The sequence below is a fragment of the Parasphingorhabdus sp. genome (assembly GCF_048269865.1).
GTDB lineage: Bacteria > Pseudomonadota > Alphaproteobacteria > Sphingomonadales > Sphingomonadaceae > Parasphingorhabdus.
Genome location: NZ_JBLWUA010000010.1, coordinates 137,883 through 158,432, shown reverse-complemented (window position 1 = coordinate 158,432; position 20,550 = coordinate 137,883). Strand labels below are relative to the sequence as shown.

The following is a 20,550-nucleotide window of genomic DNA, read 5'->3' as shown; positions in this document are numbered from 1 at the left end:
TTTGCGTTGATTTTTCAAATGTAGGGGGTCTCACGCCTTGTGCCAAGAAAAATGCCACCTATATCGCTTGACGAAGCCGTAACGGTGCCGACTGAACAGGGCCGGGCGGCAATTTTGCTAATGTTAGAAAATTGATTGAGGGAATTATGGGTAAAGTTATCGGAATTGATCTGGGCACCACAAACAGTTGTGTTGCCGTTATGGATGGCGGCAAGCCAAAAGTCATTGAGAATGCGGAAGGCGCACGGACCACTCCGTCGGTTGTTGCCTTCACCAAGGATGGTGAACGTCTGATCGGTCAGCCGGCCAAGCGTCAGGCAGTCACCAATCCGGAGAGCACTATTTTTGCCGTGAAGCGTTTGATCGGTCGCCGGTTCGATGATCCGATGACGAAAAAGGATATGGAACTGGTTCCCTATCAGATCGTCAAGGGCTCGAATGGCGACGCCTGGGTGAAAGCCGGTGGCGACGATTACAGCCCGTCCCAGATTTCAGCCTATACGTTGCAGAAAATGAAAGAAACGGCCGAAGCCTATCTTGGCGAAACCGTGACACAGGCCGTGATCACCACCCCTGCCTATTTTAATGACGCGCAGCGTCAGGCAACGAAGGACGCCGGCAAGATCGCCGGTCTCGAAGTATTGCGGATCATCAACGAGCCAACCGCTGCGGCGCTGGCCTATGGTCTCGACAAGGCCGAAGGCAAAACCATTGCAGTTTATGACCTTGGTGGCGGTACGTTCGATATTTCGATCCTCGAAATCGGTGACGGAGTGTTCGAAGTCAAATCGACCAACGGCGACACGTTCCTCGGCGGTGAAGATTTCGATGCCAAACTGGTCGAATTCCTCGCGGAAGACTTCAAGAAGGCCGAAAGCATCGACCTGACCAAGGACAAGCTCGCGCTGCAGCGGCTCAAGGAAGCGGCTGAAAAGGCGAAGATCGAGCTGTCCAGCGCACAGACGACCGAAATCAACCTGCCGTTCATCACCGCAGACCAGAACGGACCAAAGCATCTGGTCAAGACGATCAGCCGCTCCGATCTGGAAAAGCTGGTTGGCGACCTCGTCAAACGGACTCTTGATCCTTGCAAAAAGGCACTCAAGGACGCTGGCGTTGAAGCCAAGGAAATTGATGATGTCGTGATGGTTGGCGGCATGACCCGTATGCCGCTGGTGCGCGAAACCGTGCAGAAATTCTTCGGCAAGGAACCGCATGTCGGCGTCAATCCGGACGAAGTTGTGGCCATGGGCGCTGCCATTCAGGCTGGCGTGTTGCAGGGCGACGTCAAGGATGTTCTGCTGCTCGACGTGACTCCCTTGTCGCTGGGTATTGAAACGCTCGGCGGCGTGTTCACGCGCATGATCGATCGCAACACCACGATCCCGACGAAGAAATCGCAGGTCTATTCGACTGCTGACGACAACCAGCAGGCGGTGACGATCCGCGTGTTCCAAGGCGAGCGTGAAATGGCGGCGGACAACAAGATGCTTGGCCAGTTCGATCTGGTTGGCATTCCGCCTGCACCGCGCGGCGTGCCACAGATCGACGTGACCTTCGATATTGATGCGAACGGCATCGTCAACGTGTCTGCGAAGGACAAGGGCACCGGCAAGGAACAGCAGATCAAGATCCAGGCTTCCGGCGGTCTGAGCGATAGCGATATCGACCAGATGGTTCAGGACGCGGAGAAATTTGCGGATGAAGACAAGAAGCGGCGGGCCGAGGCGGAAGCCAAGAACAACGCCGAAAGCCTTGTCCACACCACCGAGAAGCAGCTGGAAGAGCATGGCGACAAGATTGACGCCGATCTGAAAGGCCAGATCGAGGCGGCGGTCAAGGAAACCAAGGAAGCCATCGAAAGTGGCGATCCGGAAGCGATGAAGACCAAGTCCGAAGCGCTTGCCCAAGTTTCCATGCAAATGGGTCAGAAGATCTATGAAGCCGAACAGGCCGCTGGCGGTGACGCCGGTGATGCGGCGGCGGCAGACGCAGCAGCCAAGGCTGCTGACGACGATGTTGTCGACGCAGAATTCTCCGAAGTCGATGACTCGGACGAAGACAAGAAAGATGACGCCAAGGCGGCTGAGTAAATATTGGACCGTCGCCCGTGCGCAGATTGGTGCTGCTGGATTTAGGTCCAGTGGCACCGGTCTGCGCCGGGACGACGATCTTCTCGCTTTGGGGGAAGCATGAGTATGGCATCCGAAATCGACTATTATGAGCAACTCAACGTTTCGCGCGATTGTGATGGCGCGACACTGAAATCTTCCTATCGCAAACTGGCAATGCAATGGCACCCGGACAAGAATCCTGGCGACGCCGCTGCTGAAGCCAAGTTCAAGTCGATCAGCGAAGCGTATGACGTGTTAAAAGACCCGCAGAAGCGTGCAGCCTATGATCGCTACGGGCATGCGGCCTTCACCAGCGGCGGCGGCAACAATGCCGGCGGCGGCGGATTTGGCGGCGCAGCGTTCAACGACATTGGCGATATTTTTGAAACGATCTTCGGCGGTGGCGCTGGCGGCGGCTTTGGCGGTCAGCAGCAACAGCGTGGCCCGGCACGCGGAGCGGATCTGCGCTTCGACATGGAAATCACCCTGGAAGAAGCCTATCATGGCAAGCACACGGAAATTGAAATTGACGTATCCGTAGCCTGCGACGAGTGCGACGGCTCCGGAGCCGAGCCGGGCACTGGCGTCCAGCGCTGTACCACCTGTCACGGGCATGGCAAAGTGCGCGCCCAGCAGGGTTTCTTCGTCGTCGAACGCACCTGCACCAGCTGTCAGGGCCGCGGCGAAGTGATCGAAAGCCCTTGTCATGTTTGCTACGGCGAGGGCCGGGTGGACAAGCCGCAGATGCTGGAAGTCGAAATTCCGGCTGGCGTGGATACCGGCACCAGGATCCGGCTGCCCGGCAAGGGCGAAGCAGGTGCACGCGGCGCACCTCCCGGCGATCTCTATATTTTCATTCACCTGATCCGGCACAATATTTTTGAGCGCGAAGGCACGACGCTGTTCACCCGCGCGCCGATCAGCTTCACGCTGGCGGCCCTCGGCGGCGAGATTACCATTCCCGGCCTTGATGGTGAAAAGCATGCGATCCGGATTCCGGCTGGAATACAGAGCGGTAAGCAGATCCATCAGCGCGGCGCCGGCATGCCGGTGCTCCGCGGCCGCGGCAACGGCGATATGGTGGTCCAGATTGAAGTGGAAACGCCGACCAGATTATCGAAACAGCAGCGGCAACTTCTGCGCGATTTCCAGGCCACGGAGACCGGTGACGAGACTCCCAATTCGACCGGCTTTTTCGGCAAGCTCAAGGATGCCTGGGAAGACCTGACCGAGTAAATCCGGCCGCGAAGGCTATGAAGAAAAAGCCGTCGCGGCTTCCACGGTATTCATAAAATCCCGGAACAGCAGCCACTTTTCGTCCGCCACCGTGATGACATGGACGAAGTCCGATTCAATCTGTTTGCCCGTGGCGCGAGCGGTGAGGCGCAAATGGCCGGTGACCACGACCTTGTTGCCCTCGCAGATAAATTCTTCGGGATCGAACTGGTGAATGTCGACCGATGACAGCACGGTCTCAAAAAAAACGCGCGCCTGTTCCAGTCCATCATACATGCCTGCATAGGGAATGATCTCGGGGCCGTAAAATTCGATCCGGACATCGGGGTGCAGCCATTGGACAATGCCATCCACATCATGGGCGCCAAAGGCAGCAAAAACATTTTTCGTAACATCAATCGGAGCGATCATTGACGGTCTCCCTTTTCCTGGAATTTAGTGCTGGTTCGCATCAGAATTTATACCCGACGTCGATGCCATAGGTACGCGGCGCACCAAGCGGACCGACGAATTCCGCCCCGTAGACGGTACCGGTCAGTATCTGGTTGGTGAAATAGGTTTTACCGGTCAGATTGTCACCGAACAGCCGGACATTCCAGCGGTCATCGGCGCTGGTAAAGCCCAGACTGGCGCGTAGCAGGCCGTAACTCTCCTGCGAGGCAGCATCGATATTGAACACGGTGAAGTAAATCTTGCTCTGCCAGTGATATTCGGCGCGAGCCGTCACCCGGCCCGCGTCACCCACCGGTTGCTCCACCTGGCCGGCCAGGCTGAACTTCCAGCGCGGTGCCCGCGGCAGTCGCAATCCGTCCAGATCACGCAGCAGCGTGCCAGGGGCCTGCGTAAGCGGGGCAGGGCGCAAGGGTTCGGTCAGCTGTCCTTCGGTAAATTTCGCATCGACATAGGTGAGTGCGCCCTCCAGTTTGAAAAAGTCGGTCGGCCTGGCCACCGTTTCCACCTCGAAACCGCGCACCCGTGCTTTGCCGACGTTGCGGATAATGGGCTGGTTGCCGACGCTGTCCTGCGCCTGCAGGTTGGTATAATCATACCAGAAGGCGGATGCGTTGAGCAGCAATGCCCGGTCGAGCAGCTCGCTTCTGACACCAATTTCGTAAGACCAGATTTTCTCCGGTTCGAAAGGATCACGCTGGCTGCTACCGATATTGTAACCACCGCTTTTGAAACCGCGCTGCACGGAGGCGTAGAGCAGCACATCGTCGGTTGGCTTGAAATCTATGCCCAGTTTCGGGGTGAAGGCGCTGAAGGTCGTTGGCCCATTGACCGGTGCGACGATGAAGCCGAACGGATCGGGCTGCGCCGTCGCCCGGTCCTCGCTGATCGCGTTCGGAAAGAAAGTGGTGTTCGGGGCAATCCGCATGTCCGGCAGCATCACCAGGTCAAAATTCTGCCGCCCGTCGCGCCGCTCTTCGCTGTAGCGGCCGCCCAGCCGCACGGTCAGCTGGTCAGACACCTCCCACTGGGTATCGAGATAGGCGGCCCAGGCCTTGGTATCCTGTTCGCCGCTAAGATGCAGCTCACAGCACAGGTCGGAGTCCGGAAATACCACGGGAAACGTTGGCAGCACGCCAGCCGCCTGCAGATCGAGAAAACCCTGGATCAGGATCGGTTCCCAGAAATTGCCGAAAATATCATTGTCGATGATATTGCGTTCTTCGAAATAATAGGCGCCCGCGATCCAGGAAAACGGCTTGTCGACCGGCGAACTGAGCTGCACTTCGCCGCTCCATTGCCAGTGGTCTTCCTCACGTCCCACATAGTTGACATAGGCATCGGACAGATCAAATTCATTCTGTGAAACTGGGTTGGTGTCCCGGTAACTGCCGATGACTTTCAGATTATAATCGGAAATATCCCAGTTCAGCGTCGCCCCAAGACCCCAGTTCTCGACCTTGTTGAAATAGGGCACGTCGGCATAAATATTTCGGGAAGCCGGCGCGGATACGCGGCCCGCATTTTTCATCGCGAAATAGGGCAGCGTCTGTGATCCCTCGCGCGTGCCGTACCAGCCCGGAATTTCGTCGGCATAACCGGCGCTCGCAAAGAAATAGGCATTGGCCTTGTCATCCGCGCGGTAATAGTCGCCGGTGAGGGTCAACATGGCATCGGGAGAAAGATCGGCTTCCACGGTGAGCCGGACGGAATAATCCTCCTTGTCTTCGACCTTTTCGGTGCTGTTGTCGGGCCGGGTGACGGTCGCATAGCCGTCCCGATCCTCCCACTGGAACGCCAGTCGCGCGCGGATCGAATCACTCAGCGGCCCGCTTAATGCACCAGCCAACCGAAAACGATCATAGTTGCCGACCGTCAGTTGCAGATTGCCTTCCAGAATATCTGACGGACGCCGGGTGACGATATTCACCGCTCCGCCTGTTGCGTTACGGCCATAGAGCGTGCCCTGAGGCCCGCGTAGCACCTCGATTCTATCGATATCGAAAAACAGGGGCCCGATGGCAGCCGGGCGACTGATATAGACGCCATCAATGTAAGTCGCGGTTGAGCTGTCGGTTCCGGCGATGATTGTCGGCGTGCCGATACCACGGATGAAAATCGAGGTGTCACCCTGATAGGTTGCAATCTGCACACCGGGGGCAACCGCTCCGACTTGCTCGATTGAGGTAATCGACCGGTTGGCGAGTTCATCGCCACCGAAAGCGGTAATCGATATCGGGGCGTCCTGTATCGATTCTGCGCGGCGGTTCGCGGTGACAATTATAACATCGCCGCTATTCTCCTCTGCTTGCTCGTCGTCCGTTTGTTGAGCGTATAGCGGCGCTGGCGATGCCATAAGCGCGAGGAGGCTGGCAGTTGCCAGCACCGCCTGCTTGGTGTTCCGAATGTTCATTATTTCCTCCCTCGTTCGGCGATTTGTTTCACCGTTGTTTTTTGATTATTTCTGCTAATCTGGTGCGCGGAAAATCACCGGGTTACTGGCCAGGCCGTGGTTCAGCAGGCTGACATCCTGCCAGACCGCTTCGCCTGTGCGTTGAATCTCGCTGTATCGTTGCCGCAGCATACGCGCGGTGGACTCGGACTCTAGTTGCGCAAGCGGCGCCCCCAGGCAGCGATGGATGCCATAGCCGAAGCTCATATGACGGCTGGCATTCTCGCGGTGCAACCGGAATGCATAGGGATCGGGAAACGCTTCGGGATCGTAATTGGCTGCCCCAAAAAAACAGGCTACCCAGTCGCCGCGCTTGATGTCGGCAGAGCCAATTCTGATGTCCCGGGTGGCGACCCGAAATAGCCGTTGCGGCGGACCGTGAAATCGCAGCGTTTCCTTGTAGATCGCATCGAACAGTGTCGGGTCCTTGACAAAAGACTGCCAGATGTCTGGAAAATCTGCGAACACGGCGATCAGATTGCCGAGATAGAAGGATGTTGTCTCTGCACCGGCAACCGTTGCGGTCATGCAAAACCGGACGATTTCGTCATAGGACAGGCTGTCGCCGTCCACCTCGGTGCGAATGAACGCATTAAGCAACGGCCCCGGTGCGTCCTCACCGTCCGCTATACGGGCCATATTCTCTTTCACATGGCGCTCAAAGAAAGCCATTGCTTCGACATTATGGGCTTGGCGTTCTGCCGGACTGATATCGGCGGAAAGCATGAAAGCAGTCGCCCAGTTGCGCACATCCCGGTCCATATTGGCTGGCATGCCGAACAGAAAGGCCATCACTCTGCTGGGCAACATCGCACAATAATCTGCCATCACGTCCACTGGCTGATCCGTGACAAAGAAATCGTCCATACAGGCGGCAACCAGTTCATCAACTGCCGGGGTCAGCGATTTGATTGAAGACGGCTGAAAAACTTTTGCGGCAATTTTGCGGAGCCGCGTGTGTTCGGGCCGATCATGATTAACCAGCATCAGGGAAGGGGCCGAAGACTCTTCCTGCAGGCTGTCTCGTGAAGAGAAACTTTCGTGATCCCAGGCAACAGCGGCCACGTGATCAAAATTCAACACTACCCAGGATGGTTTCGGCTCATCGACGCCTGGCATCGTTCCGGGCGGATAATCGCGATAGCCGAAAACCGGGGACTGGTCGCGCAGCAAATCATAATAGGGATAGGGGTTCCGGATCACCTCCGGACGGTTCAATTGGTCGACGCTAAACGCGGGTTTCATCTATCCTCAATCCTCGAAATTTATATGTCATTAGGACATAGTGTCCGTAGGACATAATAAGAATCGGAAAATAAATTTGTCAACTGATCTCGAGCGGTCAGGTGGATGGTGAAATTAACCCTTTGATTAAAATAAGAAAAAATCAGTATCGCGCACCGGTCGACTTGCTGTTTCAAGGGCTGAAATATCAGGCGACCAGCGAAGATTGCGAAAGCCATCAGTGTTGATGATTAGACTTTCGCTAGATATTGGTTCATCTATTCTATCGATTCACGGACGGTGAGGCGGGGCCAATAGCCCAATGATGGAGTTTCGAGTGAAACAGCAATCTGATTTCGGCATAGACTATCCGATACAACGGGAAACGGCTCCACAAAATTTCCTCAAGCTATTTTATCCCTTTCATTATTCGGTCGGTATGGCGGTCGAGAAACAATTGAGCGGGCCGGATCTGACCCGACATCAAACGGTGATCTTGTGGATCATCCATTCGAAAGGAGAGGGTGGTCATACCATTCGTCGGAAAACCATCGAACGGTTGATTGGCGAGTGGTATGAACTCGGCAGTCCGGCGATCTCCAAAGTGCTGCGCGCTATGGCGGACAAGGACCTGAATCTGATTTCCATCAGGGAAAGCAAGGAATCGGCCCGTGAAAAAATAATCCGGCTGACCAAGAAGGGGCAGATGACCGTAAATGAAATGATGGAAAGGACAGAGGCTTTCATCGAACTGATATCCAACGAACTGACCGATGAGGAAATCGCGAATGGCATGGAATTCATGAGCAGGGTCGGGGCGATCGTTGAAGGCGGCTTTACCGGTCAAAAAGGCTGAAGCAAAAAGTTGTGGGCTGGGGACGCGAAGGCGTAAGCTCGCTAGGCGCTGATGATTAAATGATGTCCTACACCACCCGTATCATGATAAGGTCCGACAATGTACAATATGTTTTTCTTTCCAGATTTTATCCCCATTGCCAGTAGGTTGGAGGTCACTTTGCGTAAATCAGCTGAGCCAGGAGATTTGTTTCTTAACCCTGTAAAGATTGTCAAGTTCATCAATAAAAGGGCGCCGAACATGAACGGAATGGCAGGCCTTCGCGTGCCAGCTTTCTGATGCTGCCGTCGCTACTGATTCTCGATGATTTCATCGCCGACCCCCTCGCGGCACGCAATGCTGCGCTCGCGCTCAATTATGATCCGGACCACAAGCATGGCAATTATCCGGGCCATATCTCGACCAGGCCGCTCGAAATTCAGGGGCTGAACGAGCGGATCTCCGGCATCATCAACGCTCCGGTCAAGGCTGCGCCCAATACCAGTCATCTCCATTGTCGGGTCACCCTGAAAGGCGACAAGGGCCGGAGTGGCGTCCATATCGACCCGGCTTTCTATTCCGGCATCCTCTATCTTTCGCTGCCCGAGCATTGCAAAGGCGGGACCGAGTTCTTTCGGCACAAGCGGACCGGACTCGAACGCATCCCCATGGATCTGCCAGGAATTCACCAAGCGGGCTACAACGACATCAATGCCTTGATTGAAGACGTCGTCAACAAGGACACCAACCACCCGGCCCGGTGGACAAAGGTGATGACCGTCCCGATGCGCTTTAACCGGCTGATCCTTTTCAGCCCGTGGCTGTTTCACAATAGCGGGCAGTCTTTCGGGAAAACGGCGCAGGACGGGCGTTTGGTTAACCTGATGTTTTTTGCCAAGGGATAGCAGCGCCCGCCCATCGATGATATGCTGCCACGAAATAAAGCCGTTTCGGCGCTGGCCAGCGTCAGGCCGATCGATAAACAACAGGAGACCCGTCGATGCCGATATCCAGAACTTTCGCTTTGCTGCTGTTCGCCGCTTCCCCTCTGGCTTTGTCAGCCGGTAGCGAGAGCCTGGCTCAGGAAGCGGATCGCTTTGCTACAGTTGAGATCAAAGCCGAGCCACTGGCTGACGGGATTGCCGTACTGTTCGGTGCCGGTGGCAATATCGGCATTTCCTATGGTCCGGATGGCACCGTTTTGATCGACGATCAATATGCGCCGCTGACGCCAAAAATACAGGCCGCTATCGCCGATCTCGGTGCGGAGCCGGTCAAATATCTGATTAACACCCACTGGCATGGCGATCACAGTGGCGGCAATGAGAATTTCGGCGAGGCCGGCGCTCTGATCATGGCCCATGATCATGTCCGCGAGCGGATGCAGGGTATCCAGAAATCCGGAAACGGCAATGATCCCGCATCGCCGGTCAAGGCCTTGCCGACAGTGACATATCACGATGGCATCAAGCTGCACCTCAATGGCGATGAAGTGCAGGTCAAACATATGAAGCACGCCCATACGGATGGCGACAGCATCGTCTTTTGGAAGAACGCCAATGTCGTGCACATGGGGGATCTGTTTTTCCACAAGGTCACTCTGCCCTTCATCGACCTGAACAGCGGCGGCAATGCCCGCGGCATGCTGGCGGCGGCGGACAAGGTGCTGGCCATGGTCGACGATGATACGAAAATCATTCCCGGCCACGGCCCGATGGCGACAAAGGCCGACCTGATTGCCTATCGCGACATGCTGAAAACGGTCATTGAAGCGGTTGAAAAAGCCCAAGGTGAGGGCAAGTCACTGGAGCAGGTGCAGGCGATGAAGCCGGCGGCGCAATGGGACGTCAATCCCGATGCATTCATCAAGGGCGATGCCTTTGTCGAGGCGGTCTACAAGAGTCTGGAAAAGCCTGCCCATAGCGAACACCACACCGACGATCACAACGAAGATCATGCGCACTAACTAGAGCGTGGCATTCTCGATCTCTTCGCGGAGAGAGGCGATCAGCGGCCCGACCTTGGTGAGGCGCGGTTCCTCTTCGTCGACAATTTTCCGGAAGATGGTTTTCTTGAACGCCAGCATCGCTTCGTCGTCCGGTCGCTTGGACTGGGGCAGGGTGGAGAAGATGATATCGATCATCCGCTCCGCACCGTGCAAGCGGCCCCAAAGATAGTCGTTCTCCCGATACGTCCGGCTGAAAAAGGCTCCAAAGTTATTGAATTCAATGCCTTTTAACGTCGCTGCAACCCCGCCTTTGCGGATCGTTCTAGCATCTTCGGGAGAGATCCGGTCGACTTTGATCGGGTCAAACTCATCGAGACCTTCGCCCTGCAGCAGCGGCAGAGTGGCGATATCGTAAAACGGAAATCCGAGGAACGCGAGCAGCATGGATCGCTTCTCTGCCTTCGGTATGACCGCCAGCGCCCCGGCAAGCTTTGCATCGACAATTGCGTCGACCGTTGCCAGATCGCGGGCCTTGGCCAGCGCCTCCAGCATGGGTCCGGGGCGCTCTTCGGCGAGCTCGGCAAAGTTGGCGAAATCATCGCCGAGATAGTCGACCGTTTCCCGTTCGATATAGAGAGAAAGGCAGTCATAGATAACGTCGTGCATCGCTTCCATCACTTCGTAATCTTCGGGGGCGGCGCGGTCGAGGTCTTCGGCCAATTGCCGGGCGAGAAAGCGCAGCCGGCGCACCCGGTAGCCCAGATCATGCTCCCGGAAGAAATCCGCGGCGAGCTTTGCCGGACCGCCGCCTTTCTGCCCGATCGTGTCAATCCCGAGCTGGCGTATCTCGGTCCAAAGCGCGTTGCGCAAACCGGGATGATTATGCGCGTTGGGATCCGCTTTGGCCCGCCTTGCCGTGTTCGCAATATCCTCGATCACCGTTGCAAGCTTGAGGTGCCCGTAAGCGCTGTAGGAAAAGCCTGCCAACTTGGCTGCCTTGTCGCGCGACTTCCGGCGCCAGGCGGCAACCCTGGCTGCGGTTGGCCGGTCGAGGAAAAACGTGCGCCCGAACAGGCTTTCGACATTTTGTTCCACTTCACCACGCAAATTCTCGGTGATCAGCCGCATCTGGATGATCCGGTTGGACCGCCCGGCAATCGCGGTGAGACTGTCGCGGATCGGTTGCTCGCGAGGAATATTGGAGATCGCGCCGAAAATCGTGGAAAAGAAACCGGGAAGAGACTCATCTTCGGCTTCCTGCGCGGCTTGCAGACGCTGTAGCGCCTTGTCGCTTTTGGCTACGTCGAGATCGGGCCGGGGGTCGATATAGACAAATCGTCGGTCGACCTCCCGCTTCGCCGGCCGGTTTTTCAAGGCTTCGATCGCTTGGGTAAATGGCGCGTTGGCGAGCACCGATCCGTCAATAAGCACGGTGTCCTCTGCTGTCCCGGCGCGGAACTGATTGGGCAATACCCGCTTCAGAAACGCGGAGCGGCCTTCCCAGACATATTCACGATCGTCCAAAAGCTCGTCCAGCTCCCGGACTGTGAATGGTGGGAAAGCACCCGGGAAACTCGCGGTAGCGCGCCCGGCGAAGGTCAGTGCTGCAGGATCAGCAATCGCGTCGTCTCGTTTGCCTCTCGTCGTGAAACCGATGGTAATACGGTGTTCCATTTCGAGTGCTTCCGGCGGACTGTGTAGTTGCAGCTTTTCCGGATGGCCGACGAAATCGGTTACCGTGACAAACAGATCGAGCGGCTGTCCGGGCGGAAGCAGGCGCGGCCCGCGCTCGGTCGCGCGGACTGCGGCCAGCGCATCCCAGATCAGGCCGCTGAACACTTTTCCGCCAAACGGCGGGGCGAACCACCGGGCGCGCACGAAGCGGGAGAGTTTCATCTTTACTTCGTCGCGCGCTTCCTTCGATACGGTCTGTTCGACCGCGCCGCCTTTGCGGCCCAGTGCCAGCCAGGCGATCGGCTCTGCCCAGAATTTGGAGAAACGCGATAGCGGCCGGGCATCCGGGTCCAGCAAGCGGTCGACGTCAGCGGTGTCGAGCCACAAATCGGTCAGCGGGTCGAGCGACTGGCCAGAGAGTATCGCCTGAGACAGAAATATACCGTTGATTCCCCCCGCGCTTGCACCGGAGATAATGTCCGGCAGCACGCGCAGTCTCGTTCCGGTTTCCCGCTCCAGCCATTCCAATATGTCATAATAGATGCCCCGGCTGCACTGATCGACCCGGACGCCGTCATGAAAATCCCGGCTCGCCTGCGCCACCTTCCAGATTTCCTTGGTGATGCCGTGCATATAGATGGCGAGACTGACACCGCCATAACAGATCAAGGCCAGTCTGAGTTCTTTCTGCCGCATGGTCTTTTAACTACAGGATGGGTGTGAGGGTGCAAGGCGGAATGCGCGCAGCTGCCACAAGAGCTGCGCTTAGAGCAGCTCGTCGATGAACAACGATGTCAGCATCGACTGGCTCGTCACTCCGGCCTTGGCATATATCTGGCTCAGTTGGGATCGGACCGTGCCAGTGGCGGTGTTCCGCAATTGCGCGATCTCGGCGACCGAGCAGCCCTTGATAGCAAACAGCGCCACCTCGGCTTCGCCGGCCGACAATCGCCATTCCGAGAAACGGAGTTCGAGGACGTCCGCCAGCGCTCCTCTGGCCACCGCCAGCGCGCCTTCGCGTCGCTGTACCTCAGCTATCAGCCGGCGCGTGTGCCTCGCCCCCATCACGACGCCCGCGACCAACGCAAGCGCCACCAGACATTCAAGAATGACCGAAAAACCGATGCCCGCTCCGAGCTGCAGCATGATGTCCTCAACACTGTCTACCAGAAAGAAAATCGCAGCCACAGCCTGCAGTACTACGATGGCTATCGCTATGATCAACTCTCGATTGGGTCCGAAACGCTCAGTTTTTATCTGCATGGATTCGATAGCACTTTCGCTTAGCTCCCCTGTTTTAAGCGTCTGCTTATAGGGAATATACCGTTGGCGCACTAGTTCCCCTCACATGTGGACCCACCCGGCCATCTTACTCAAGGCGGAAAATACTCTATGACGACATCACAAACGAACGGCCTCAGCAAGGTTCCAGCGATCACGCTGGGTTTCTGGATCATCAAGATACTGGCAACGACCTTTGGCGAGACGGCAGGCGACATGGTGAGCATGTCGCTCAATCTGGGCTATTTGGTAGGAACAGCTATCTTTGCCACGCTGCTGGCAATTCTCGTCCTGTGGCAGATACGCGCTTCAAAATTTCATCCGGCGCTTTACTGGGCGACGATTATAGCGTCGACTACAGCAGGAACGACGATGGCCGATTATGCGACCCGGTCACTGGGTATAGGCTATCCCGGCGGATCCCTGTTGCTGCTGGGGCTCGTGCTGATCTCGCTGTTTACATGGTATCGTGCGCTGGGATCAATCTCGGTCGCATCGGTGCACGAACCGCGCGCAGAAATCTATTACTGGCTGACCATCACCTTTTCGCAGACCCTCGGCACCGCTCTTGGCGACTGGGTCGCCGACGGATCGCTTGGCTATCTTGGTGCAGCGATTATCTTTAGCGTCGCGTTGGCTCTGGTCGCGCTGGCTTACTATCGGACCAAGATCAGCCGTGCATATCTGTTCTGGATGGCGTTCATTCTGACCCGTCCACTTGGTGCGGTCGTCGGCGATTTTCTGGACAAGCCGCTCGCCCAGGGCGGTTTGGAACTCAGTCGCACGGGAGCTTCGCTCGTTCTGGGCGTAGCGATTATCGCACTGGTTTGGATATTGCCGCAAAGAGCAGGAGCCAGCGATCACGCGCACTAGAGCGTCTGCTCCGATGCCCTAGGGTATAACTGCTCAGAAGCGGTCCGAAGCCAGATAGTACTTTCTACCCGAGGGGATGTGACCCTGTTCTAATTTCCGACGCAAAATCGCTGGCGTTCCGCATTTGTTCTGTTAGATAAATTCCATGGCCAAACCGAAAAGAAAATATGTCTGTCAGAATTGCGGCTCGATCGCGCATCGCTGGGAAGGGCAGTGCGCGGACTGCGGCGAATGGAACACGCTGGTCGAGGAAGCGGGCGAGACCGTCTTCGCATCCAAGCATAATCTGCAGAGCGGGGGCCGCGAGGTGCGTCTGGTCGGGCTGGACAGCGAAATTGCGCTGCCCGAACGGAAAAAGACCGGCCTTGCCGAATTTGACCGCGCCGTGGGCGGTGGACTGGTCGCCGGGTCGGCCACCCTGATGGGCGGCGATCCGGGCATCGGCAAATCGACTCTGCTCTTGCAGGTTTCGGCGCGGCTGGCGGAGGCGGGTCTGTCAGTGGCCTATATCTCGGGGGAGGAAGCGGCGGATCAGGTCCGGCTCAGGGCGCGGCGACTGGGATTGGGCAAGGCACCGGTAAAACTGGCTTCGGCGACCTCGGTCCGCGACATTTTGACGACTCTGGGCCGCGATGCCCCGGATTTTGTGGTGATCGATTCGATCCAGACCATGCACAGCGATCTTATCGAAGGGGCGCCCGGGACGGTCAGCCAGGTGCGGGCATCGGCGCAGGAGATCATCAAATTCGCCAAGGAACATGGCACGATGGTGATGCTGGTCGGCCATGTCACCAAGGACGGCAATATCGCCGGGCCGCGGGTGCTCGAACATATGGTCGACACGGTGATGAGCTTCGAGGGTGAACGCAGCCACCAATATCGTATTCTCCGCGCGATCAAGAATCGTTTCGGCGGCACCGACGAAATCGGGGTCTTTGCGATGGAGGAAGCAGGGCTGGCCGAAGTGTCCAATCCCTCCGCCCTGTTCCTGACCGACCGCAGCGAGGAAGTCACCGGGGCCACCGTATTCCCCGCGCTGGAAGGCACAAGGCCGGTTCTGGTCGAGATTCAGGCGCTGACCGTAAGATTGGCGAGCGGGGCGACCCCGCGCCGTTCTGTGGTCGGTTGGGACAGCGCCCGGCTAGCTATGATTCTTGCGGTGCTGGAGGCACGCTGTGGGCTGAGCTTCTCCGGGGCGGAAGTCTATCTCAACGTCGCCGGGGGCTATCGACTGACCGATCCCGCTGCCGATCTGGCGGTAGCAGCCGCGCTGATTTCGGCCCATGCCGAACGCCCGATGCCCAGCGATGCCGTGATCTTTGGCGAAATCGCGCTGTCCGGGGAGATACGGCCGGTTTCGCGTACCCCGCTGCGCCTGAAGGAAGCATCCAAGCTCGGTTTCAGTAGTGCGCTGCTGCCGGCATCCGGCGAAAAAACCGGCGGCAGCATGAAACAGCTGCAATTTGCCAAACTCGCCAATCTCGTTGACCATATGCTCGACCGTGACTAGCTAGGCGCCATGACCGGTCTCGATATTTTTGTACTGATTTTGATGGGCGGGGCCGCGGTTCTGGGCTTCCTGCGGGGATTTGTTCAGGAAGCCTTGGCCCTGATGGCCTGGATTTTGGTCGTACTCGGCGTAAGGGCGCTGCATACGCCGATAACGGATCGACTGATCGGTCCGGTGGGCAGTGAGAGCGGCGCTTCGGTGCTGGCGTTCGCGTCGATCGTCATTGTCACCTATGCGGTCGGCCGCTGGATCGCTCGCTCGATCGGCGCGCGCTCGCGTAAATCTGTCCTGGGGCCGATTGATCGCGTGCTCGGCTTTGGCTTTGGCATGGTCAAGGGTCTGATAGGCGCAACCTTGCTCTACCTACTTGTGGTTCTGGTCTATGATACCATCTATGGTGCGGACGAACCGCGGCCGGAATGGCTCGGGGAATCCCGCACCTACCCCCTTCTCAACGCGAGTGGAAAAGCCATGGTCGACTTTGTTCAGGAACAGCGAAAATTGACCGAAGAGCCGGGCTCGGACGAATGAGCGGGGCCCTCTATACACGCGAGATTTTGCGCCTCGCGGTGTCGATCCCGCATCAGCAAAGACTCGACCATCCCGATGGCACCGCGGAACTGCGCTCCCGGACCTGCGGCAGCAAGGTTGCCGCAGACGTCGCGCTTGCGGAGGGTGGAACGATTCAGTACCTGGGGCTGGAAATCAGCGCCTGCGCGCTGGGCCAGGCTTCGGCGGCGATATTGGGGGCGCAGGCGATTGGAAAATCCGGCGCGGAGATCGAAAGCACAAGAGCCGGTCTCGCCGCATTTCTGACAGGGCAGGCTGGCTCTCCCGGAACATGGCCGGATATGGATAAGCTGACCGCTGCCCGGGAACATCAGGGCCGTCATGCGGCGATATTGCTGCCCTATGATACGGTGATCGCGGCACTGGCAGATGCCGCCGCCAAGCAACAGGCGGCCTGACCGATGGAAACCGGGACCCATATGGCCGATCTGCTGTTGGGCGGTTTTGTCATGCTCGGCGCAGCGCTGGTAATGGTGCTGGTGTTCCGGCGGTTCGGTATCGGCGCCGTACTTGGCTATCTGATTGCCGGCGTCCTGATCGGTCCGCAGGGCTTCCAGTTGATCAGCAATGCCGGCACCATCTTGGAATTTTCCGAGATAGGCATAATCTTGCTGCTGTTCATCGTCGGACTGGAACTTGCGCCCGCCCGGCTGATGCGCTTGCGCCAGGCGATCTTTGGTCTTGGATTGAGCCAGGTCGTGCTTTGCGGCATCGCGCTAGTGTTGCTGATCATGGCGACAACCAGCTTCACGCTCGCGGCTTCGATCGCGATTGGCCTGCCGCTGGCGCTATCCTCGACGGCACAGGTCTTGCCGATGCTGCAATCGTCCGGACGACTCAACACACCGACCGGTGAAAAAGCCTTCTCGATCCTGCTGTTCCAGGACCTGTCGATCATCCCGCTGCTGACCATCATCGCAGCGCTGTCGAGAGCGCCGGAAGATGTTGGCGGTGACCCTGGCTGGCTGACCGCCGTATATGCCGTCCTCGCCATTGGTGGCCTTATCGCCATCGGCAGATATCTCCTGCAGCCGCTGCTCAAGGTGATTGGCAGAATAGCCGAGCGGGAACTGTTCATTGTCGCCGGTCTGGTCGCGATATTTGGCGGTGCGGCACTGATGGAATTAATCGGTCTGTCGCCTGCATTAGGCGCGTTCATCGCCGGAGTGATGCTGGCTAACTCGCCCTATCGCCATGAACTGGAGGCCGATATCGATCCGTTTCGGTCTCTGTTGCTTGGCTTCTTCTTCCTCGCGGTCGGTATGATGCTCGACCTCAATGTGATTATCGAAAATCCTGGTTTCGTAATCGGTGCAGCTATTGCTTTGGTCGCGGTCAAAATCGCAATCATCTTTGGCTTGGGCAAGCTGTTCGGCATGGAAACCAATCCGGCTTTGGCGATGGGCATGCTGCTCAGCCAGGGTGGGGAATTTGGCTTTGTGCTTTTTGCCGAGGCGGAAAAGGCGCTGCTGATCGAGCCAGCTGCAAGTAGCCTGTTCAGCGCCATTATCACCTTGTCGATGGCGAGCACGCCTTTCCTGATGCTGCTGGCCGGTCGGTTTAGTAACAAGCCGAGAAAATCGTCTGCTAAACTGGATGACCCTGAGAACGCCGACCGGGCATCGGTCATTGTGGTCGGCCAGGGGCGCTTTGGCCAGACCGTATCGCAAGTGCTGATGGCGGCAAAAATCCCGCTGACGCTGATTGACATCAAGCCAGAACAGATTGATGTTCACCAGCAATTCGGGGCCAAAGTATTTTATGGTGACGGCACTCGTGTCGATCTGTTGCGCCGAGCCGGAGCGCATCAAGCCGACGCGATCGTTTTCTGCATGGATGATCCGGACTTCGGTCCGGACCAGGCCCGCGCGATTGTCCAGTCATTTCCTGAAACAAAGATTTTCGTGAGGGTATATGACCGACGCCAGCTGATCGCGCTCAAGGGGATCGGTATCGTCGGGATGAAACGTGAAATGTTTGAATCAGCGATCCATCTCGCTCGGCAGACGATGTTCGCGATTGATCTGGATAGCGCCCTGATCGACGAGGTCGATGAAGAATTCCGGCAACGTGATTGCGACCGGCTGGAAGCGCAGATGAAGTCCGGAGGGGACATGCTGGCCGGTGCGGAACTGAGGTTTGAAAATAATTCCGGCAAGTAGTCATGGCCTTCGAACGGCCGGTGGGTGTTAGTTAGACTCGTCCAGAAATGCCGCGACATCTTCCAGATCTACGTCCTTGGCGAGAAATGTCTGGCCGATGCCGTTGGCTAGCAGGAAGGGCAGGGTGCCGCCGCTCATTTTCTTGTCGTGCATCATATGCTCGACCAGCCGTTGTCCGGATGCCGCAACCGATGCGCTGGATAGATCATAGGGTAGGCCAGCTTTTTTCAGATGAACCGCCACCCGCTCTGCATCCGCCGGATCGCAATGTCCGCGGCGGACCGAATATCTAAAGGCCAGAGCCATGCCGGCGGCGACGGCTTCCCCGTGGACAAGCCGGTCCGAGAAGCCAGTCTCGGCCTCCAGAGCGTGCCCGAAGGTATGACCGAGATTGAGCAGGGCGCGGCGGCCGCTAAGCTCCTTCTCATCTTCGCCGACGATCAGGGCCTTTGCGCGTACGCTATGGACAATCGCTTCGCTGAGCGCTTTCGGATCGCGGCGTAAAAGCTGCTCGCTATTGGCCTCGCACCAGGCAAAGAAATCGGCGTTGTTGATCAGACCATATTTTACGACTTCGGCATAGCCGGCCCGCAATTCCCGATCAGGCAGGCTGTTGAGGACGAGGGGATCAATCAGCACGAAACGGGGCTGGTTGAAACTGCCGATCAGATTCTTGCCAACGGAGCTGTTGATCGCGGTCTTGCCGCCAACGCTGCTGTCGACCTGGGCCAACAGGCTCGTTGGTATCTGGACGAAGTTGCAGCCACGCTTGACTATGGCCGCCGCAAAACCGGTGAGATCCCCGATCACGCCGCCGCCCAGCGCGACCAATGTATCGGAACGCTCGGCACCTTCCGCGAGCAGCCAGTCCGTCACCATTTCCAGCTGGTCCCAGCTTTTGCTGGCTTCGCCTGCGGGCAGGCTTTTCACGACAAGCTCGATCGCGTTTCCAGAAAAGGCTTGCTGCAATTGCGGCAGCAGATGTGCTCCGACATGGTCGTCGGTCAGCACAAAAAGGCGCTGATTGGCAGCAAATTCCTTGAGATAGTGTGCCGCCTGCTCAAGCGCAGCCGGCTCTACCACTATAGGATAGCTTCGGTCGCCTAGTTCGACTGTAATCTGGGTCAATTCTGTAATGCCTCAATAATCTTTTCAACGGTCATTTCATGGGGCGAGTCATTGCCCGTGACATGAATATGCGCGGTAGCGTAGACAGGATTTCTAACAGCTGCCAAATCCGCCAATATCTTTGCAGGGTCACCCGATTTCAGCAGAGGCCTAGTGTTCCGGCGAGAGACCCGTTTGACAAGCGTCTTCAGGTCGGCATCCAGCCATATAGAAATTGCTTTCTCAAGGATCAGCGCTCGCGTTTCCTCGTTCATGAAGGCGCCGCCACCGGTGGCTATGACCTGTCCATCGTTCTCCAGCAGCCGTGCTATCACACGTCTTTCCCCATCCCGGAAATAGTCTTCGCCGAAACGGCTGAAAATCTCTTCGACCGAAAGCCCGGCGGCCCGCTCGATTTCTTCGTCCGCGTCGACAAAGTCGCGACCAAGCCGTTTTGCCAAGCGTCTACCCACTGTGGTTTTCCCTACGCCCATCAATCCGACCAGAACAATCGACTGATCTTGCGCAAAATCCGGCTTTTCACCGGAATTTCCGCCTGAATCGTCAAAAGAGGCTTTTATGTTTTTGTCCATTGGGGCAAAGGCTATACATCGGTTGGCTAAGGGTGCAAATTCCAATGCTGGCTATGCTGGTTTTTAACAGTTTGAAAGATTGAGTAACATCCATGCCGCGTCAGTTGGTTTTTATAGTTTTGTTCGTCGCACTTTTGATCGGTGCGGCCTTTTTTCTGGCTTCGATGGATGTCGAGCAGCGTCTGAAACAGGTGGAAAAGCCGGTCATTGGTGACGACCTGCAGTAAGATGCAAATGCGCGTCAGGCATATTTCTTTAGCTGCGGTTAGCTTGACTGCGCTTTTTGTGGCGATTCCGGTCCTGGGGCAGAGCTCGCCTGAATCCCTATTGCCTCCTGGCTTTGGTGACAATGCTGCCGCCCCAGCCCCAGCCCCAGCGCCAAGGCCCGCACCAACGCCTACGCCGGCGCCAGGCCCCGTACCCGCCCGTCCGACGGCGCCGTCGACAAATGAGTCTTCTGATCGAACAGTATCGGATCAGACCGTTCCGGAATCGGATCTGAATCTTCCTTCTCTGACAGA

The 20,550-nt window shown here is 57.2% G+C and carries 18 protein-coding genes; 11 read left to right on the top strand and 7 right to left on the bottom strand.

Going from position 1 to position 20,550, the window contains the following annotated elements; translation table 11 throughout:
• The first annotated feature begins 146 nt into the window (after nucleotides 1-146).
• Together dnaK and dnaJ are read left to right on the top strand one after the other, a co-directional pair.
• Nucleotides 147-2,093: a molecular chaperone DnaK gene (dnaK, locus tag ACN0WW_RS14335; RefSeq protein ID WP_417613544.1), complete on the top strand. Its 1,947-nt coding sequence runs from the start codon at nucleotides 147-149 to the stop codon at nucleotides 2,091-2,093.
• Nucleotides 2,094-2,198: 105 nt separating this feature from the next.
• The gene (gene dnaJ / locus ACN0WW_RS14330) at nucleotides 2,199-3,350 is read left to right on the top strand and encodes a molecular chaperone DnaJ (protein WP_417613582.1); all 1,152 of its coding nucleotides are present in this window, start codon (nucleotides 2,199-2,201) and stop codon (nucleotides 3,348-3,350) included.
• 15 nt (nucleotides 3,351-3,365) lie between these two features.
• Here the strand turns inward: dnaJ and ACN0WW_RS14325 are convergent, their stop codons facing one another.
• From ACN0WW_RS14325 to ACN0WW_RS14315, 3 genes are read right to left on the bottom strand one after another with little or no spacing between them, the layout of a single operon-like run.
• Complete coding sequence (locus ACN0WW_RS14325) at nucleotides 3,366-3,761, bottom strand: nuclear transport factor 2 family protein (RefSeq protein WP_417613543.1); 396 nt, start codon at nucleotides 3,759-3,761, stop codon at nucleotides 3,366-3,368.
• Between the two features lie 40 nt (nucleotides 3,762-3,801).
• Nucleotides 3,802-6,213 carry a TonB-dependent receptor gene (locus ACN0WW_RS14320; RefSeq protein WP_417613542.1) on the bottom strand — a complete coding sequence of 804 codons (2,412 nt, stop codon included), beginning with the start codon at nucleotides 6,211-6,213 and terminating at the stop codon, nucleotides 3,802-3,804.
• 54 nt (nucleotides 6,214-6,267) lie between these two features.
• A complete protein-coding gene (locus ACN0WW_RS14315; protein ID WP_417613541.1) occupies nucleotides 6,268-7,497 on the bottom strand; it encodes a cytochrome P450 in 1,230 nt (409 codons plus the stop codon).
• 316 nt (nucleotides 7,498-7,813) lie between these two features.
• Between ACN0WW_RS14315 and ACN0WW_RS14310 the strand changes: the two genes are divergently transcribed.
• From ACN0WW_RS14310 to ACN0WW_RS14300, 3 genes are all read left to right on the top strand, one after another.
• On the top strand, nucleotides 7,814-8,332 hold the full coding sequence (locus tag ACN0WW_RS14310; RefSeq protein ID WP_417613540.1) for a MarR family winged helix-turn-helix transcriptional regulator: 519 nt from the start codon (nucleotides 7,814-7,816) through the stop codon (nucleotides 8,330-8,332).
• Nucleotides 8,333-8,610: 278 nt separating this feature from the next.
• Complete coding sequence (locus ACN0WW_RS14305) at nucleotides 8,611-9,216, top strand: DUF6445 family protein (RefSeq protein ID WP_417613539.1); 606 nt, start codon at nucleotides 8,611-8,613, stop codon at nucleotides 9,214-9,216.
• A 95-nt stretch (nucleotides 9,217-9,311) separates the two neighbouring features.
• Nucleotides 9,312-10,277, top strand: a complete 966-nt coding sequence (locus ACN0WW_RS14300) for an MBL fold metallo-hydrolase (protein WP_417613538.1) — start codon at nucleotides 9,312-9,314, stop codon at nucleotides 10,275-10,277.
• Here the strand turns inward: ACN0WW_RS14300 and ACN0WW_RS14295 are convergent, their stop codons facing one another.
• The gene (locus ACN0WW_RS14295) at nucleotides 10,278-12,629 is read right to left on the bottom strand and encodes a patatin-like protein (protein ID WP_417613537.1); all 2,352 of its coding nucleotides are present in this window, start codon (nucleotides 12,627-12,629) and stop codon (nucleotides 10,278-10,280) included. It abuts the gene before it with no gap.
• A 69-nt stretch (nucleotides 12,630-12,698) separates the two neighbouring features.
• Nucleotides 12,699-13,196 (bottom strand): helix-turn-helix transcriptional regulator, encoded by a 498-nt coding sequence (locus ACN0WW_RS14290; RefSeq protein WP_417613536.1) that lies wholly within the window; start codon nucleotides 13,194-13,196, stop codon nucleotides 12,699-12,701.
• A gap of 129 nt (nucleotides 13,197-13,325) precedes the next feature.
• Between ACN0WW_RS14290 and ACN0WW_RS14285 the strand changes: the two genes are divergently transcribed.
• From ACN0WW_RS14285 to ACN0WW_RS14265, 5 genes are all read left to right on the top strand, one after another.
• Nucleotides 13,326-14,087 carry a hypothetical protein gene (locus tag ACN0WW_RS14285; RefSeq protein ID WP_417613535.1) on the top strand — a complete coding sequence of 254 codons (762 nt, stop codon included), beginning with the start codon at nucleotides 13,326-13,328 and terminating at the stop codon, nucleotides 14,085-14,087.
• Nucleotides 14,088-14,232: 145 nt separating this feature from the next.
• Nucleotides 14,233-15,597, top strand: a complete 1,365-nt coding sequence (radA, locus tag ACN0WW_RS14280; protein ID WP_417613534.1) for a DNA repair protein RadA — start codon at nucleotides 14,233-14,235, stop codon at nucleotides 15,595-15,597.
• A gap of 9 nt (nucleotides 15,598-15,606) precedes the next feature.
• Nucleotides 15,607-16,128, top strand: coding sequence for a CvpA family protein (locus ACN0WW_RS14275; protein ID WP_417613533.1), 522 nt, complete (start codon nucleotides 15,607-15,609; stop codon nucleotides 16,126-16,128).
• Complete coding sequence (locus ACN0WW_RS14270; RefSeq protein ID WP_417613532.1) at nucleotides 16,125-16,565, top strand: iron-sulfur cluster assembly scaffold protein; 441 nt, start codon at nucleotides 16,125-16,127, stop codon at nucleotides 16,563-16,565. Before ACN0WW_RS14275 ends, ACN0WW_RS14270 begins: the two co-directional genes overlap by 4 nt.
• 3 nt (nucleotides 16,566-16,568) lie before the next feature.
• Nucleotides 16,569-18,329 carry a monovalent cation:proton antiporter-2 (CPA2) family protein gene (locus ACN0WW_RS14265; RefSeq protein ID WP_417613531.1) on the top strand — a complete coding sequence of 587 codons (1,761 nt, stop codon included), beginning with the start codon at nucleotides 16,569-16,571 and terminating at the stop codon, nucleotides 18,327-18,329.
• Between the two features lie 27 nt (nucleotides 18,330-18,356).
• On the opposite strand, the gene aroB is transcribed toward ACN0WW_RS14265, so the two are convergent.
• Nucleotides 18,357-19,457: a 3-dehydroquinate synthase gene (aroB, locus tag ACN0WW_RS14260; protein WP_417613530.1), complete on the bottom strand. Its 1,101-nt coding sequence runs from the start codon at nucleotides 19,455-19,457 to the stop codon at nucleotides 18,357-18,359.
• A complete protein-coding gene (locus ACN0WW_RS14255; RefSeq protein ID WP_417613529.1) occupies nucleotides 19,454-20,029 on the bottom strand; it encodes a shikimate kinase in 576 nt (191 codons plus the stop codon). The genes aroB and ACN0WW_RS14255 overlap by 4 nt, the downstream gene beginning before the upstream one ends.
• A 92-nt stretch (nucleotides 20,030-20,121) precedes the next feature.
• Here ACN0WW_RS14255 and ACN0WW_RS14250 point away from each other — a divergent pair, with 92 nt between their 5' ends.
• Entirely contained in the window at nucleotides 20,122-20,256 is a 135-nt protein-coding gene (locus ACN0WW_RS14250; protein WP_417613528.1) for a hypothetical protein, read from the top strand.
• Nucleotides 20,257-20,550: the final 294 nt, after the last annotated feature.